Below are 13775 nucleotides of genomic sequence, written 5' to 3' on the forward strand. Positions count from 1 at the left end.
GGTCAGCCCTGCGACAAGGCGGCCCTGGTGGCCTCGGGGATCGGCGTCGGGCGGCTGTCGGAAAGGCCGACGCAGACCCAGACGAGTCCGCCCGAGGCGCAATGGGCGCCATCGCGCTGGCGATAGAGCTCGATCGTAAAGGAGAGGCTCGACCGCCCGATCTTCTCGACCCTGACCTTCGCCTCGACGACGTCGTCGACATCGATCGGATTGTGAAAGGTGATCTCCGCCTTCTTGACGTGATAGGCCACGCCCGAGGTGGTGTGGCGGAAGTGGGTGAGGATCTCGCGGTGGCGCAGGAATTCGACGACCGCATCCTCGCAATAGTCGAGATAAACCGAGTTGTGGACATGACCATAAATGTCGATGTCTCGCATCGAGACCCGGAACGATGCTAAAGGCCTGTCGTCAACGCTCATTCGATCACCGAAATTTCGACGGCGTGTTCTAACCGACTGTGTGGGGGATGCAAATGCAATATCAGGCGGTCGTGCGAAAATTCGGGCCGGCCGAGGAGGTCGTCGGGATCGAACGCGCCGAACTGGCGCCGCTCTCGCGTGACCAGGTGAGGCTGCGCCTGCTGGCACGATCGATCAATCCCTCAGATATCATCACCATCTCGGGCGCCTATGCCGGCCGAACAACACTGCCCTTCATTCCGGGTTTTGAAGCCTTTGGCGTGGTGGAAGAATGCGGCGCAGAGGTGCACGGACTTGTGCCGGGGACGCGCGTCCTGCCGGTGCGCACTGCCGGCGGCTGGCAGGAATTCAAGGACACCGACCCAAGCTGGTGCCTTCGCGTTCCCGACGCGATTTCCGATCTCGAGGCGGCGACGAGCTACGTCAACCCGATGACGGCCTGGCTGATGCTGCACAAGAAAATCGGACTGAGACCCGGCATGCGCATCGCCATCAATGCCGCGGCGTCTTCGATCGGGTCCATCCTGATCGGCATGGCAAACGCGGTTGGCGTCGAGCCGATCGCAATCGTCCGCAGCGAAGAGTCCCTCTCGCGCCTCAGCGGCCGGCTGGAGGCAGTTATCGTCGACCGGTCGGACGGTGATCTCGCCGCCGGCCTCGCGGGCCGGCACGGGCTCGATGCGGTGCTCGACTGCGTCGGTGGCGCACGCGCCTTAATCCTCGCCGATGCGCTGCGGCCCGGCGGGCATTTCCTGCATTACGGCCTGCTGTCGGGGGAGAGCATCCCACCCTCCTTCTGGGCCCCCCATCTCGATATCGCCTTTTCCTTCTGCCACCTGCGCGAATGGGTCCATTCCGAAGCGATGGAAGACGTCCAGCGCGCATATGCCGAAGTGGCCGCGCAGATCACGGCCAAGGTCATCGCCACCGAAGTGCGACAGGTGTTTCCACTGGAAAAGATCGGCGAGGCGCTGCGTACCGCCCTGCCCTTCCGCACGGGCGGGAAGGTGCTGCTGGCGTGATGGCAAGCTGCGCTCTCACCGCACCGGTTGAAACTGATGCCGCTCCGGAGATGCAGGCATGCCCCGTTGGCCCTCGAGGACCGCGGCGTTCCGGCGAATGCGACTTTCCAGGGCCGCGATTCCTTTTGAGTGCGTCATACCCGTCCGTCAGGAGACTTCCTGGATGTCGAAGCGAATGATCTTGCCGTCCCTGAGGTGGAAGACATGTCCAACCATCTTGTCCTGCAGAAGTGCGCCCTGGAGATCCCGCACCAACTGGCGGACATCTGCAACGATGGCGCCGTCAGAAGTCCTGTGAAAGCTTGCAGGTTCCACGTGGGATCAATCATCGCCCATTGGCGGGTCCAGTAGGCGCGAACGGCCTCGCGCCCATGAACGTGGCCGCCCTCCATGCCGTTGGCCCATGCGACGTCGTCGGTAAATGCGTTTCAACTTTTCGATTTCAGCGTCCACGGTCCTCTCCCCGGACTTCCTGCGACGCAACCGACGGCAGCGACAACTGCATCGTACACCAGGCCCAGACCGCGTCGACAGCCTTGCGCGGCGATGATGAGCGTTTGCGCAACAGATAGTAATCGGGTCCCATGGTTGCCGTCGCATCCGTCACCTGCACCAGCCGCCCTGTTGCGAGATCGGCAGCGACGAACGCCCGGCAAACCAGCACGACACCCTGGCCGGCGAGAGCGGCATCCAGCGCCAGTGTCGTATGGTTGAATGCTGCACGGGGCAGCTTTTCACGCGAGCGCAGGAATGCCGGCCAATGATCGTGCGAGTCGTGCAGAAGCGGCAGCTTGCGAAGCTCTTCGCCGGTCAAAGAGTGAATTCCACCGTGTCAAAGCTTTCGACCGCACTCCAGCCGGGCCAGTAGTCGTCTTTCAAAGGAATACCGTCCGAATTGATGCACTGCTTTTGGCCTGCATCGGCCACGTTGGGCGTCATGTCATACGCCTCGCTTGAGGTGATCCCTAATCGATTGAAACAGCAGCGCTGAGGTATGTTCAAACGGCCGCATTCACCTTTTGGTGGTGAAGCCAATCCCTTTTGCAGGATGTGCGCACTGGAATTTTTACATCAATCTTCCCTTGTGACCGGGAGGGACGAAATGGCAAGCAATTACCGTTTGCAAGCGAATGATACCACTTGGGCCGTAATCGACGAAGCGACTGGTGCACCGGCCCGATTGGACGGCATACCCCTCGTAAGAATGGAGGCCACGGAAGCCCGACATATGCTTTGTATACTTGATGGCATTGATCGGATCAGGACCACCTCGAAGTGGTGGGCGGAGCTCTCTAAAGAGCGGGCAAAGATGACAACCTTTCCGGGCGCTGTGCAGGCGGTGGAATTCAAGCCTCTTCGGCCGTTTAGCTCGAGCAAATGGACTTGGAACAATGAAGAGTTTCGCTAGAACAGACAGGCTTATGGCCATCAAGCTCTCGTGAGCAGCCAGCCATATTGTCGCCCATGATCGCCGCGAGCCGGTCGCTCCAGTCAGGTCCCCGAAGGCCGAGACCACAGGACCGATAAGACTTCCGGTCATGGCTTCTGGGACCTAAGTCCCGGCTCCGAACCAAATTGGCCTCGCGCTGTTTCCTTCGTATCACCAAGGAGGACTGCCATGACCTTTGAGCCGGAAAGCCTAGCCTACGATCAGCTTGCGAGCGTGCAGGCCGCGGTATCCGCGGAGCCAGAACTAGAAAGCTCGTCCATCTCTGTAAGCATGGTGGGCAGAAGCGTCCTGTTGGAGGGCTATGTGGCCGGTTATGGTGATCGGGAGAAGGTGACGGCGATCGCCGCCTTGATCGCGGGCCCGGAGAACGTGCACGACAGGATGCAGGACCGTGAAGAGATAAATGGATAACACCGCAACAGGGGCGAGCTTACCCAACCATAATGAAGTCTTCAAGGTTGTTTCTGAATGCGAAGAGCGCGCACACTGAAGGCAGCGCTCTTAAAGTTTGCCTCGAACTGCACGGCCCATGATCACTATCGGCGTGCCGCCGTTCTTTACGGAGGTTGAATTGTATGTTGGCGTGGTTCGATAGCCGGGGGTGATATGGGCAGAAAGCCCACACCATCTTGGCAGCAGAATATCCCTTTAGGAACAATCGCAAGGCGAGGTAGTTAATGCTTAGTCGGGCGTAAGGGTAATTGGAGCGCGGCGCTCTCCCCATCCCTCGGGTATTCGAGGTTGCTTCCAGCTTTCGAGCTGTGACGCGGGGTTCGAATCCCTGCCCCGACAACCATATTCGATACAATCGAACAAAGTCTGCGATTTCTCGTCGGCTCCTTCAACGCCCAGTCGAAGGCTAAGATCGTCCGCAGCGCTGCCGATGGCGATCTCGCCTGGCCGCATGTGCATGCGACGAACGGCGCGGCCGATTGCGGCCAGGCGATCGTCGATATCTTCCGCGTCAGGGACGGCAAGATCGTCGAGCATGGGGATGTGATCCAGCCCGTTCCGAGCGAGTCGGCCAACAAGAACACCATGTTCTAAGCCGCGTCGATCAGGGGCGGCGACAGCCGCGTTGCACACCAGTCCCAGACGGCGTCCACGGCCTTTCTCGGCGATGAGGAGCGTTTGCGCACCAGGTAGTAATCGGGTCCCATGGTTGCCGTCGCATCGGTCACCTGCACCAGCCGCCCTGTTTCGAGATCGGTTGCGACGAACGCCCGGCAAACCAGCACGACGCCCTGGCCGGCGAGTGCGGCATCCAGCGCCAGTGTCGTATGGTTGAATGCTGCACCGGGCAGCTTCTCACGCGAGTGCAGGAATGCCGGCCATTGATCGTGCGAGTCATGCAGAAGCGGCAGTTTGCGAAGCTCTTCGCCGCTCAAGGGTAAGATCAGGCCTTCGACCAGATGCGGGCTTGCGACCGCCACAAGTTCCTGGCGGAACAGCAACTGTGCCTGCAGGTTCGCCGGAAAAGGCGGGCGGGTGAGGCGTACTGCGATATCTACCTGGTCGCGGTCGAAATCCGACAGCGCCTCGGTGGCGACCGTCCTCAGATCGATGTCGGGAAGGGCCGCGTAGAGCTCGGCGAGCCGCGGGATCAACAGCCTGGTGGCGACCGTGGGGGTGGCGCTGATCGTCACCATTTCCGGCCGGTCGAGAAGCCGCCCGGTTGCCTCCGCGAGCGTATCGAAGGCGCGGGTCACATCCGCCAGATAGGCCGTGCCATAGGCAGTGAGCGCAAGGCCGCGGGCAAGGCGTAGAAACAACCTGAGGCCGAGCTGCTCTTCCAGCGCGCGAACCTGCTGCGCGACCGCCCCTTGCGTGACACCGAGCTCCTCGGCGGCGGCGCGGAAATTCAGTCGGCGGCCCGAGGCCTCGAAGGCGCGCAGGGCATTCAGAGGCGGCAGCGTGCGGCGGGATTGGGTCATCGGCATATCCAGGAGATTTTCTACAGTCTGGCACCTTTCTTTCTCGCGCGAAAGTCCCGTCGGCATCTGCCATAATGCTCGCAATATCAGCTATCGGAGGTCTCAATGTCTGAAGGAAAAGTCGCTCTCATCACTGCAGGCGGGTCCGGCATGGGGGCTGCGGCTGCCCGGAGGCTCGCCGCGGACGGCTATCGCGTCGCCGTGCTCTCCTCCTCCGGCAAGGGAGAGGCGCTGGCAAAGGAACTCGGCGGCGTCGGTGTCACCGGCTCGAACCAGTCGAACGACGATGTGAAGCGGCTCGTGGATCTGGCGATGGAGCGGTGGGACCGTATCGACGCGCTGGTCAATTCCGCCGGCCACGGCCCACGTGCGCCGATCCTCGAAATCTCCGACGAGGACTGGCACAAGGGCATCGAGGTCTATTTCCTTAGCGCCGTGCGGCCGATCCGGCTGGTGACGCCGATCATGGAAGCGCAGGGCGGCGGCGCGATCGTGAATATCTCCACGGCATGGGCCTTCGAACCCTCTGCGATGTTCCCCACCTCGGCGGTCGCGCGGGCGGGCCTGGCGAGCTTCACTAAGATCTTCGCGGACACCTATGCGGCCAAGAACATCCGCATGAACAACGTCCTGCCGGGCTGGATCGACAGCCTGCCGGCCACCGACGAGAGGCGCGACAGCGTTCCGATGGGCCGCTACGGCACGAGCGAGGAAATTGCGGCGACGATCGCCTTCCTCCTGTCGGATGGGGCCGGCTACATCACCGGCCAGAACATTCGCGTCGACGGCGGCATCGCCCGTTCCGTCTGAGCGAGGCCTGGCGGTGGATCTCATAGACATCGATGCCTCGGCATGGGCGGAGCTCGAAACGGCTGCGGCGGGTCCGCAGTCGGGTTTCCGCTATGTGAACCTCTGCTCGGTGGGCGCCGAGGGCAGACCGCAGGCGCGCATGGTGGTGCTGCGGGCGGCCGATAGAGCGAGGCGCAGCCTTGAATTCCACACCGATACGCGAAGCCCGAAATGGCTGGAGCTTTCGGCAAATCCCGACGTTACGGTGCTCGGCTTCTGCCCGCAGGCCCGGCTGCAGTTACGGCTCCAAGGCACCGTCGAACGCCACGGCCCCGGAAGCGAACGCGCCGACGCGGCTTGGGAAAACCTGCCCAACCGGACGCGGATGACTTATATCGGTGGGCCGCGGGAGATGAACGAGCCTTCGAAACCGTGGCCGAATTGCCGGAGCCTCGCGGCGAAGTGGAGGGGAAGGCTCGCTTTGGCGTCCTGAGTTTTCGCGCGCGGATGCTGGACTGGTTTCAATTGCGTCAGCAGGACAACCGAAGAGCCCTGTTCAGCTATGACGAAACCGGCGCGCTCACCCATAGGCGATGGGTCAATCCTTGAGCCTGAAATCACGGTGCGAATCCTCGTCAAGTGCATGACATGAATAGGATGGCAGCCTATTCTCGGATACACGAAATATTGCAGCGGCTGTGCGTGCGTGTCCCGCCGGGCTTGCGGAGGCCGCCTCGCTGCTGCCGATCGCCGCCGAGCTGCTCGGCCAGCATTCGCGGACGGCCAATACGCATAGGGAGCTCGGCTGATGGACCCGCGAGCGGGATCGGGAGTAGCATCCGTGCGGCAGTGGCAGGCGGTCAAGCGACCGGCCCGGGGAAATGCGATGATGAAGCTGAGACCTTTTTTCCTGACGTTCGCGATGCTGGCATTCGGCTTGGCATGGCCGGTTTCCGACACCTTCGCTGCAGCGCAGCTCATTTTCTGGAGTGCTTTGCGGCCGGTCGATCAGGCCAAGGCGACAGTGCCGCTGTCGGGCAAGGCGGTCAGCGGTCCGCAGGGCGAAACGCTAGCCTGGCATGATGAGGAGCATCCGGTCGACTTGACGGGCTTCGTCCTGCCGATCGACCAGGACGGCGACCTTGTCTACGAATTCATGCTGGTGCCCTGGGCTGGAGCCTGCAGCCACATGCCCTCCCCGCCGCCCAACCAGTTGGTGCGCGTCGTTCCGCAGGAACCTCTGCATCTCGAAAGAATGTACGAGACCGTGACCGTGACGGGCAGCCTGCGGCCTGGCCTGGATCAGGCGCAGTTCTTCATGATCGACGGCGTCCGCATCCTTGCCTACGGCTACAGCATCAGCCATGCCGAGGTGGGGAAAGCGACGGCGACTGATGATCCCGATCTGCTGACGCTCTCGCCGTTCGGCATTCTGCCTCGTTAATGGAAAGGCTTCTTGCAGAAACGGCGCGTGTCGCGTATATACATGTTTATATATACAGACTGTGGAGAGTTCTCTATGCCGCAATATGCACGCGTGTTTCAATCCGGCAATTCGCAGGCCGTGCGGCTGCCGAAGGAGTTCCGTTTCGATGTGGAACAAGTGGAAGTGACGCGGGAAGGCGATGCCGTCATTCTCCGGCCGCGGGTCGATAGCCGCGTGCAGTGGGCGTCGTTGCGAAACGCTCTTGAACGCGGGCTCAGCGACGATTTCATGGCACAAGGGCGAGAACAGCCGGAGGATCAGGAGAGGCCTGGTCTTCAGGGCCTGTTCAAGTGATTACGCATCTGATCGACACCAATGCCGTGATTGCCTTGATCGGTCGCAAGTCCGACATGCTGCTCTCCCGCGTGATGGAGAGCGACGAGGGATCGATCGGCCTCTCCACCGTGGTCATGCACGAACTCTATTACGGCGCCTACAAGAGCGCTAAAATTTCCTACAATCTCGAAACCCTGCGCCTGTTCATGGCGGATTTCCCAGCCGTCGGTTTCGAGCGCGAGGATGCGCTGGCAGCCGGGGAGATCCGCGCCGCATTGGCGGCCAAGGGAAAGCCGATCGGTCCCTACGATGTGCTGATTGCCGCGCAAGCCAGGAGCCGCGATCTGGCTCTCGTCACCAACAATGTCGGGGAATTCCAGCGCGTCGAAGGCTTGTGCGTCGAGGATTGGACGGTCGGGCGGTAGTCCAAGAGAGCTTCAGCGGCGTTTCGGCGTGTTCTTCGAGACTCCGTCTCGCGCCTGTTCAGGATGATGTGGACAAGGCGTGCCACACGGCACGCCTTGGGCATGCCTGCCGATCAGACGAGATCGAAGCGATCGGCGTTCATGACCTTGTTCCAGGCGGCGACGAAGTCCTTGACGAACTTTTCTTTGGCGTCGGCCTGGCCGTAGACTTCGGCGAAGGCGCGCAGCTGCGAGTGCGAGCCGAAGATCAGGTCGACGCGGGTGCCGGTCCACTTGGCGGCACCCGTCTTGCGGTCGCGCCCTTCATAAATGCCGTCCTCGCCGGCGGGAACCCATTGCGTCGCCATGTCGAGCAGGTTGACGAAGAAGTCGTTCGTCAGCGTCTCGGGCCGCGACGTGAAGACGCCGTGCTCGGGGTTGCCGGCCCTCAGCACGCGCAGGCCGCCGACGAGGACCGTCATCTCGGGCCCGGTCAGCGTCAAGAGCTGAGCGCGGTCGACAAGCGCTTCTTCCGGCTTCATGAACTGCAGACGCTTGCCGTTCACATAGTTGCGGAAGCCGTCGATGCGCGGCTCGAGTGCGGCGAAGGAATGTGCGTCGGTCTGAGCGTCGGACGCATCCATGCGGCCCGGCGTGAAGGGCACGCTGATGGTGTTGCCGCCGGCAGCTGCCGCCTTCTCGACGCCGGCCGCACCGGCGAGCACGATCAGGTCGGCGAGCGAGATCTTCTTACCGCCCGTCTGGGCGGCGTTGAAGTCTTTCTGGATGCCTTCGAGAACGCCGAGCACCTTGGCGAGCTGGGCCGGCTGGTTGGCTTCCCAGTCCTTCTGCGGAGCAAGGCGGATGCGCGCGCCATTGGCGCCGCCGCGCTTGTCGGAGCCGCGGAAGGTCGAAGCCGAGGCCCAGGCGGTCGAGACCAGTTCCTGTACGGAAAGGCCTGTGGCGAGAACCTTTGCCTTGAGGTCGGCAATGTCCTTGCCGTCGACGAGGGGATGGTCGACGGCCGGGATCACGTCCTGCCAGATCAAGTCTTCGGCCGGAACCTCCGGGCCGAGGTAGCGCACCTTCGGCCCCATGTCGCGGTGGGTCAGCTTGAACCAGGCGCGGGCGAAAGCGTCGGCGAACTCACCGGGATTTTCGAGGAACCGGCGCGAGATCTTCTCATAGATCGGGTCGAAACGCAGCGAGAGATCGGTGGTCAGCATGGTCGGAACATGCTTCTTGCCCGGCTCATAAGCATCCGGAATGGAGGCTTCGGCGTTCTTGGCCCGCCACTGATGGGCGCCGGCAGGGCTCTTCGTCAGCTCCCACTCGTGGGCGAAGAGGTTTTCGAAGAAATAGTTGCTCCACCTGGTCGGCGTCTGCGACCAGGTGACTTCGAGGCCGGCGGTGATCGCGTCTTTGCCGACGCCGGTGCCGAACGAGCTCTTCCAGCCGAGGCCCTGGTCCTCGATCGCGCCGCCTTCCGGCTCGGCGCCGATGAAGGACGGGTCGCCCGCGCCATGGGTCTTGCCGAAAGTGTGGCCGCCGGCGATCAACGCCACGGTTTCTTCGTCGTTCATTGCCATGCGGGCGAAGGTTTCACGGATGTCTCGGGCCGCCGCGACCGGATCGGGATTGCCGTTCGGGCCTTCCGGGTTGACATAGATGAGGCCCATCTGAACGGCGCCGAGCGGTTCCGCCAGCTGGCGTTCGCCGCTGTAGCGCTCGTCGCCGAGCCAGGTGCCCTCAGGACCCCAGTAGAGCTCTTCCGGTTCCCAGACGTCGGCGCGGCCGCCGGCGAAGCCGAAGGTCTTGAAGCCCATGGATTCGAGCGCGACGTTGCCGGTCAGGATCAGGAGGTCGGCCCAGGAGATGCGGTTGCCGTATTTCTGCTTGATCGGCCACAGCAGGCGGCGAGCCTTGTCGAGGTTGGCGTTGTCAGGCCAGGAATTCAGCGGTGCGAAACGCTGCTGGCCCTGGCCGGCGCCGCCGCGGCCGTCGGTGATGCGGTAGGTGCCGGCGCTGTGCCAGGCCATGCGGATGAAGAGGCCGCCATAATGGCCGAAGTCGGCCGGCCACCAGTCCTGCGAATCCGTCATCAGCGCGTGAAGATCCTGCTTCAGCGCGTCGAGATCGAGCTTCTTGAACTCCTCGGCATAGTCGAACTCCTTGCCCATAGGGTCGGCGCGGCCGGAATTGTGATGAAGAATCTGCACGTTCAGCTGGTTCGGCCACCAGTCACGGTTGGCGCGGCCACGGGGCGTATTGCCATGGGCCACAGGGCATTTGCCTGTGCTGTCAGTGGGGTTGTCCATGATCGTCTCCTTCATTGCTTGATCTGTCTGCGGTTCAAAAAGATGAGCCGAGCTGACGCCCCACTCTCTCCCTTGCAGTCTTCATATCGGAAGCGTTCAATAATTTTAAGTTGGATTTACTGATTGCCGCGATAAGCTGAGGTTATGAAGAAACTTACCCTGAAACAGCTGCGTTATTTTGAAGCCCTGGCGCGGGATGGCCGCTTCCGCCGCGCCGCCGACGCCTGCGCCATCTCTCAGCCGGCGCTCTCCATGCAGATCAAAGAACTCGAGCAGGAATTGGGCGGCGAACTCTTCGAGCGAAGCGCGCGCGAGGTCAAGCTTACCCCATTCGGCCAGAGCTTTGCCCTAAGGGTCCGCGACATCCTGCGCGCCGTCGATGAGCTAGGGGAATTCGCCCGCGCTTCGCGCGAATCCTTCCTCACGCGTCTTCGCATCGGCATCATCCCGACGATCGCGCCCTATCTGCTGCCGGCAATTATAAACGATCTCAACGAAACCTTCGCCGGAATTCAGATCGAGGTGCGCGAGACGCAGACAGGCAAGCTGGTTCATGAACTGGCGCAGGGCCAGCTCGATATGGCGATCGTGGCGCTGCCGGTGTCGGCACCCTCGCTCACCGAACTCGCAGGGAGGAGTTCGTGCTGGTCAGGCGGCAGGAGGACGGAGACAAGCCGGTGCCCGAGCGCGAGGCGCTGCGCGAAATGCGGCTGCTGCTGCTCGAAGAGGGCCACTGCTTCCGCGATCAAGCGCTGTCCTTCTGCAAGGTGGGCCCTGCCCGTCCTCGGGAGATCATGGAAGGCAGCTCGCTCTCCACTCTCGTCCAGATGGTCGGCGCCGGCATCGGCGTGACACTGATCCCGGAGATGGCCGTTCCCGTCGAAACACGCTCGGCCCATGTCTCGATCTCCCGCTTCCCCTCGCCACAGCCCTCGCGAACGATCGGCATGGTCTGGCGCAATTCGACACCGATGGCCAAGCAGTTGCAGGAGGTCGCCGACGCGGTGCGCCGCTCAGCCGAGACGATGCGGGAGCAGCATATGGGCAGGTGACGGACGATGGCTGCCAGTTGAGTGCCAAAGACCCCTGCCCTCGCCTCAGCTGCGGCGCTTGAACGTATGTTCGGCTGCCGGAAATTTGCGCGCGCGCACCTCCTCGGCATAAGAGGCGGCGGCGTCAGCGACCCTCTTGCCGAGTTCATCGTAGCGCTTGACGAAACGCGGCCTGAAGTCATTGAAGAGGCCGAGAATATCGTCGGAGACCAGGATCTGGCCATCGCAGGCGGACGAGGCGCCGATGCCGATGGTCGGTATGTGGATCGAGGTCGTCATCTCGCGGGCGAGCGGCTCCACCGTGCCTTCGACAACAACGGCGAACGCGCCGGAGCCGCCGATCGCATGCGCGTCGCGGCGGATCTTGGAGGTCTCGTGTTCGGAATGGCCAACGGAGCGATAGCCGCCTGCAGTGTGAACGAGCTGCGGCATCAGGCCGATGTGGCCGAGCACGGGAATGCCTCGCTTGGTCAGGAAGGCGATTGTTTCGGCCATCTCCTCGCCGCCTTCGAGCTTGACGGCGTCGCAGCCGGTTTCCTGCATGATGCGCACGGCATTGCGGAAGGCGACCTCCTTGGATTCCTGATAGCTGCCGAACGGCATGTCGACGACGACGCAGGCATTGGCGACGCCCCGCATCACCGCCTTGCCATGGGCGATCATCATGTCGAGCGTCACGCCGATCGTAGTCTCCATGCCGTAGAGCACCATGCCGAGCGAGTCTCCGACCAGCAGCAGGTCGCAATGCTCGTCGAGAAGGCGCGCCATCGGCGTCGTATAGGCGGTGAGGCAGACGATCGGCTTACCGCCCTTCATGGCTGCGATCCGCGTCGGCGTCAGGCGCTTCTGAGATCCGGTGGCGCTCATTTCGTCACTCCCTTCCCCGGCTGGCCGCTCACTCGGTTGTCCCGGATCATTTTGCTGTTCCCGCTTGCCGGGCTGCTGTTGTCTCCGACAACTCTGTTGTCGAGAAGCCGCGTCGTGCCGATTCGCACGAAGAGCGCCACGACGATGGGGTCTTCGAGCGAAGCGACCGGTGCCAGCGTTACCGCATCCCTGACGGCGACGACTTCGACCCTTGCCAGAGGCTCGCGGCCGATGAAGGCGGTGAGTTTCGCCTCAAGTTCTTTCGCATCCGTCAGGCCTTCGGCGATGAGCCGCTCGGCCTCGTCGAGCGCCTGCGGAACGATCACTGCCGCGCGCCGCTCATCGGGGCTGAGATAGACATTGCGCGAGGACAAGGCGAGGCCGTCGCTGTCGCGCACCGTCGGCACCGAGATCACCCGCACCGGCACGGCGAGATCTTCCACCATGCGCTTGATGATGACGACCTGCTGGTAGTCCTTCTCGCCGAAATAGGCAGTCTGCGGCTGGACGATGTTGAAAAGCTTGGTGACGACGGTGGCCACTCCGGCAAAATGGCCGGGCCTGACCGCGCCTTCGAGTTCGCGGCCGAGATCGGGAACGTCGACCACCGTCATCATCGGGCGGGGATACATGTCCTCGACGCCCGGCGCGAAGAGGAAATTCACACCGGCCTGCTTGAGCATGTCGCCATCGCGCTCGAGATCGCGCGGATATTTGCCGAGGTCTTCGGCCGGGCCGAACTGCAGCGGATTGACGAAAATCGAGACGACGACGAGGTCGTTCTCTGCCCGGGCGCGGGTGACGAGCTTGAGATGTCCGGCGTGGAGATAGCCCATGGTCGGAACGAGGCCGACGGTGCGCCCCTGCCGCTTCAGCGCATCGAGCGTGTGGCGCAGCTCTTCAATATTCGAGAAAACCCGCATACATCCTCCCCGCGGCCGGTCACTCATCTTGGGCGCGGATAAGAAGTGTAATCGAAGCGGGAGGTCAATGCACTTCCGCGACAAAAAACGATTAGATGCATGGCAGGCCGATAAACCCCACTCATATCCGCCGGGAAATCGTCTCTCGCATCCGGCTTGCCGTAGGGCTAGCAATGTGCGACCTGCGCCTCTATCTACCCTCTCCGTCAAGATACCATCACAGTCGGCCGTTATGGAGGATGCATGGACAAACCCTGGAAAATCAGCCGTGGGCCGATTGCGGCGACGGAGCTCGACGTGGAGAAGGCAAACGCGATCAACTCGCTGTTGGTCCGGCCGGTCGGCGTGCTTCCGACAAAGCCTGGCGATCCCGTCCTTCCCTTCGCCGTCGGCCTCTTCAACGAGCTGCGCCCGCTCCTGAAGCCCGATGCCGGCGTGACGACGCTTCGGCGCGCGACCGCTGCCTATGTCCATTGCCGGCGCTATTATTTCGCCAGCGCCCAGCCCGATTCCATGCGCCATAACATCGACGGCGAACCGGTCGAGCCGCTGTCGGAGGAAGACCGATTGGTCGGGCAGAAGCGGTTCCTGAGCCTCAAGCAGAGCGCCGGGAAGGCCGAGGAGCCTGAGCCAGCGCCTGTGGTGGTTCCTCCTCCTGTCATCAGCAAGAACGAGCAGATCCGCGCCGCCCTTCTCGGCAAAAGGAACGCCGCCCAATAGGGTGAAACGACGTCAGCCTTGCTCCTCCTTCGGTGAAGCCCTGAGCATTTCCATGGCACAGGGCGGGTTGACGGTTGCGCCAGAAAAATGCCCCGCCCGGAGGATCCGCAGATGG

The 13775-nt window shown here is 62.6% G+C and carries 14 protein-coding genes, 1 tRNA gene and 4 pseudogenes; 11 read left to right on the forward strand and 8 right to left on the reverse strand.

What is annotated here, in order from left to right; translation table 11 throughout:
• Positions 1 to 2 precede the first annotated feature (2 nt).
• Positions 3 to 419: a thioesterase family protein gene (locus HJB91_RS15445; RefSeq protein WP_221123504.1), complete on the reverse strand. Its 417-nt coding sequence runs from the start codon at positions 417 to 419 to the stop codon at positions 3 to 5.
• A 53-nt stretch (positions 420 to 472) separates the two neighbouring features.
• Between HJB91_RS15445 and HJB91_RS15450 the strand changes: the two genes are divergently transcribed.
• Complete coding sequence (locus tag HJB91_RS15450) at positions 473 to 1441, forward strand: zinc-dependent alcohol dehydrogenase family protein (protein ID WP_221155255.1); 969 nt, start codon at positions 473 to 475, stop codon at positions 1439 to 1441.
• A gap of 147 nt (positions 1442 to 1588) precedes the next feature.
• Here HJB91_RS15450 and HJB91_RS30725 read toward each other — a convergent pair.
• The 3 genes and pseudogenes from HJB91_RS30725 to HJB91_RS30730 form a co-directional block, all read right to left on the reverse strand.
• A pseudogene (locus HJB91_RS30725) lies at positions 1589 to 1860 on the reverse strand (nuclear transport factor 2 family protein); the annotation flags it as partial.
• Between the two features lie 23 nt (positions 1861 to 1883).
• Positions 1884 to 2255 (reverse strand): annotated as a pseudogene (locus HJB91_RS15460) (LysR substrate-binding domain-containing protein); the annotation flags it as partial.
• The gene (locus HJB91_RS30730; protein ID WP_259665272.1) at positions 2252 to 2380 is read right to left on the reverse strand and encodes a hypothetical protein; all 129 of its coding nucleotides are present in this window, start codon (positions 2378 to 2380) and stop codon (positions 2252 to 2254) included. The gene HJB91_RS30730 and the pseudogene HJB91_RS15460, both read right to left, overlap by 4 nt.
• Before the next feature lie 679 nt (positions 2381 to 3059).
• On the opposite strand from HJB91_RS30730, the gene HJB91_RS15465 reads away from it, so the two are divergent.
• From HJB91_RS15465 to HJB91_RS15475, 3 genes are all read left to right on the forward strand, one after another.
• On the forward strand, positions 3060 to 3302 hold the full coding sequence (locus HJB91_RS15465) for a BON domain-containing protein (protein WP_210632076.1): 243 nt from the start codon (positions 3060 to 3062) through the stop codon (positions 3300 to 3302).
• 273 nt (positions 3303 to 3575) lie between these two features.
• Positions 3576 to 3683: transfer RNA gene (locus tag HJB91_RS15470), tRNA-OTHER, on the forward strand.
• Between the two features lie 3 nt (positions 3684 to 3686).
• The gene (locus HJB91_RS15475; RefSeq protein WP_311044443.1) at positions 3687 to 3938 is read left to right on the forward strand and encodes a nuclear transport factor 2 family protein; all 252 of its coding nucleotides are present in this window, start codon (positions 3687 to 3689) and stop codon (positions 3936 to 3938) included.
• On the opposite strand, the gene HJB91_RS15480 is transcribed toward HJB91_RS15475, so the two are convergent.
• A complete protein-coding gene (locus HJB91_RS15480; RefSeq protein WP_221155256.1) occupies positions 3935 to 4825 on the reverse strand; it encodes a LysR substrate-binding domain-containing protein in 891 nt (296 codons plus the stop codon). The two genes, HJB91_RS15475 and HJB91_RS15480, sit on opposite strands and share 4 nt — an antisense overlap.
• Positions 4826 to 4930: 105 nt before the next feature.
• Between HJB91_RS15480 and HJB91_RS15485 the strand changes: the two genes are divergently transcribed.
• From HJB91_RS15485 to HJB91_RS15505, 5 genes and pseudogenes are all read left to right on the forward strand, one after another.
• On the forward strand, positions 4931 to 5635 hold the full coding sequence (locus HJB91_RS15485) for an SDR family oxidoreductase (RefSeq protein WP_210632078.1): 705 nt from the start codon (positions 4931 to 4933) through the stop codon (positions 5633 to 5635).
• A 13-nt stretch (positions 5636 to 5648) separates the two neighbouring features.
• A pseudogene (locus HJB91_RS15490) lies at positions 5649 to 6223 on the forward strand (pyridoxamine 5'-phosphate oxidase family protein).
• Between the two features lie 277 nt (positions 6224 to 6500).
• Complete coding sequence (locus HJB91_RS15495) at positions 6501 to 7058, forward strand: DUF3299 domain-containing protein (protein ID WP_210632080.1); 558 nt, start codon at positions 6501 to 6503, stop codon at positions 7056 to 7058.
• Positions 7059 to 7133: 75 nt separating this feature from the next.
• Positions 7134 to 7394, forward strand: coding sequence for an antitoxin (locus HJB91_RS15500; protein WP_210632185.1), 261 nt, complete (start codon positions 7134 to 7136; stop codon positions 7392 to 7394).
• On the forward strand, positions 7391 to 7801 hold the full coding sequence (locus tag HJB91_RS15505; protein ID WP_221147092.1) for a type II toxin-antitoxin system VapC family toxin: 411 nt from the start codon (positions 7391 to 7393) through the stop codon (positions 7799 to 7801). The genes HJB91_RS15500 and HJB91_RS15505 overlap by 4 nt, the downstream gene beginning before the upstream one ends.
• Before the next feature lie 113 nt (positions 7802 to 7914).
• Here the strand turns inward: HJB91_RS15505 and katG are convergent, their stop codons facing one another.
• The gene (gene katG, locus HJB91_RS15510; RefSeq protein ID WP_221147096.1) at positions 7915 to 10098 is read right to left on the reverse strand and encodes a catalase/peroxidase HPI; all 2184 of its coding nucleotides are present in this window, start codon (positions 10096 to 10098) and stop codon (positions 7915 to 7917) included.
• A 144-nt stretch (positions 10099 to 10242) separates the two neighbouring features.
• On the opposite strand from katG, the pseudogene HJB91_RS15515 reads away from it, so the two are divergent.
• Positions 10243 to 11150 (forward strand): annotated as a pseudogene (locus HJB91_RS15515) (LysR substrate-binding domain-containing protein).
• Between the two features lie 45 nt (positions 11151 to 11195).
• On the opposite strand, the gene panB reads toward HJB91_RS15515, so the two are convergent.
• Positions 11196 to 12017 carry a 3-methyl-2-oxobutanoate hydroxymethyltransferase gene (gene panB, locus HJB91_RS15520; protein ID WP_210632084.1) on the reverse strand — a complete coding sequence of 274 codons (822 nt, stop codon included), beginning with the start codon at positions 12015 to 12017 and terminating at the stop codon, positions 11196 to 11198.
• Entirely contained in the window at positions 12014 to 12940 is a 927-nt protein-coding gene (panC, locus tag HJB91_RS15525) for a pantoate--beta-alanine ligase (protein WP_221124298.1), read from the reverse strand. Before panC ends, panB begins: the two co-directional genes overlap by 4 nt.
• Positions 12941 to 13183: 243 nt before the next feature.
• On the opposite strand from panC, the gene HJB91_RS15530 reads away from it, so the two are divergent.
• On the forward strand, positions 13184 to 13660 hold the full coding sequence (locus HJB91_RS15530; protein WP_221155257.1) for a ProQ/FINO family protein: 477 nt from the start codon (positions 13184 to 13186) through the stop codon (positions 13658 to 13660).
• Positions 13661 to 13775: the final 115 nt, after the last annotated feature.

The organism is Rhizobium sp. NLR10b, assembly GCF_019685435.1.
Lineage (GTDB): Bacteria > Pseudomonadota > Alphaproteobacteria > Rhizobiales > Rhizobiaceae > Rhizobium.

Coding starts and splice junctions, on each gene's coding strand:
- panC (WP_221124298.1), bottom strand. CDS start 12,940: ATGCGGGTTTTCTCGAATATTGAAGAGCTGCGCCACACGCTCGATGCG.
- HJB91_RS15445 (WP_221123504.1), bottom strand. CDS start 419: ATGAGCGTTGACGACAGGCCTTTAGCATCGTTCCGGGTCTCGATGCGA.
- HJB91_RS15495 (WP_210632080.1), top strand. CDS start 6,501: ATGATGAAGCTGAGACCTTTTTTCCTGACGTTCGCGATGCTGGCATTC.
- HJB91_RS15450 (WP_221155255.1), top strand. CDS start 473: ATGCAATATCAGGCGGTCGTGCGAAAATTCGGGCCGGCCGAGGAGGTC.
- HJB91_RS30730 (WP_259665272.1), bottom strand. CDS start 2,380: ATGACGCCCAACGTGGCCGATGCAGGCCAAAAGCAGTGCATCAATTCG.
- HJB91_RS15465 (WP_210632076.1), top strand. CDS start 3,060: ATGACCTTTGAGCCGGAAAGCCTAGCCTACGATCAGCTTGCGAGCGTG.
- panB (WP_210632084.1), bottom strand. CDS start 12,017: ATGAGCGCCACCGGATCTCAGAAGCGCCTGACGCCGACGCGGATCGCA.
- HJB91_RS15500 (WP_210632185.1), top strand. CDS start 7,134: ATGCCGCAATATGCACGCGTGTTTCAATCCGGCAATTCGCAGGCCGTG.
- katG (WP_221147096.1), bottom strand. CDS start 10,098: ATGGACAACCCCACTGACAGCACAGGCAAATGCCCTGTGGCCCATGGC.
- HJB91_RS15480 (WP_221155256.1), bottom strand. CDS start 4,825: ATGACCCAATCCCGCCGCACGCTGCCGCCTCTGAATGCCCTGCGCGCC.
- HJB91_RS15485 (WP_210632078.1), top strand. CDS start 4,931: ATGTCTGAAGGAAAAGTCGCTCTCATCACTGCAGGCGGGTCCGGCATG.
- HJB91_RS15530 (WP_221155257.1), top strand. CDS start 13,184: ATGGACAAACCCTGGAAAATCAGCCGTGGGCCGATTGCGGCGACGGAG.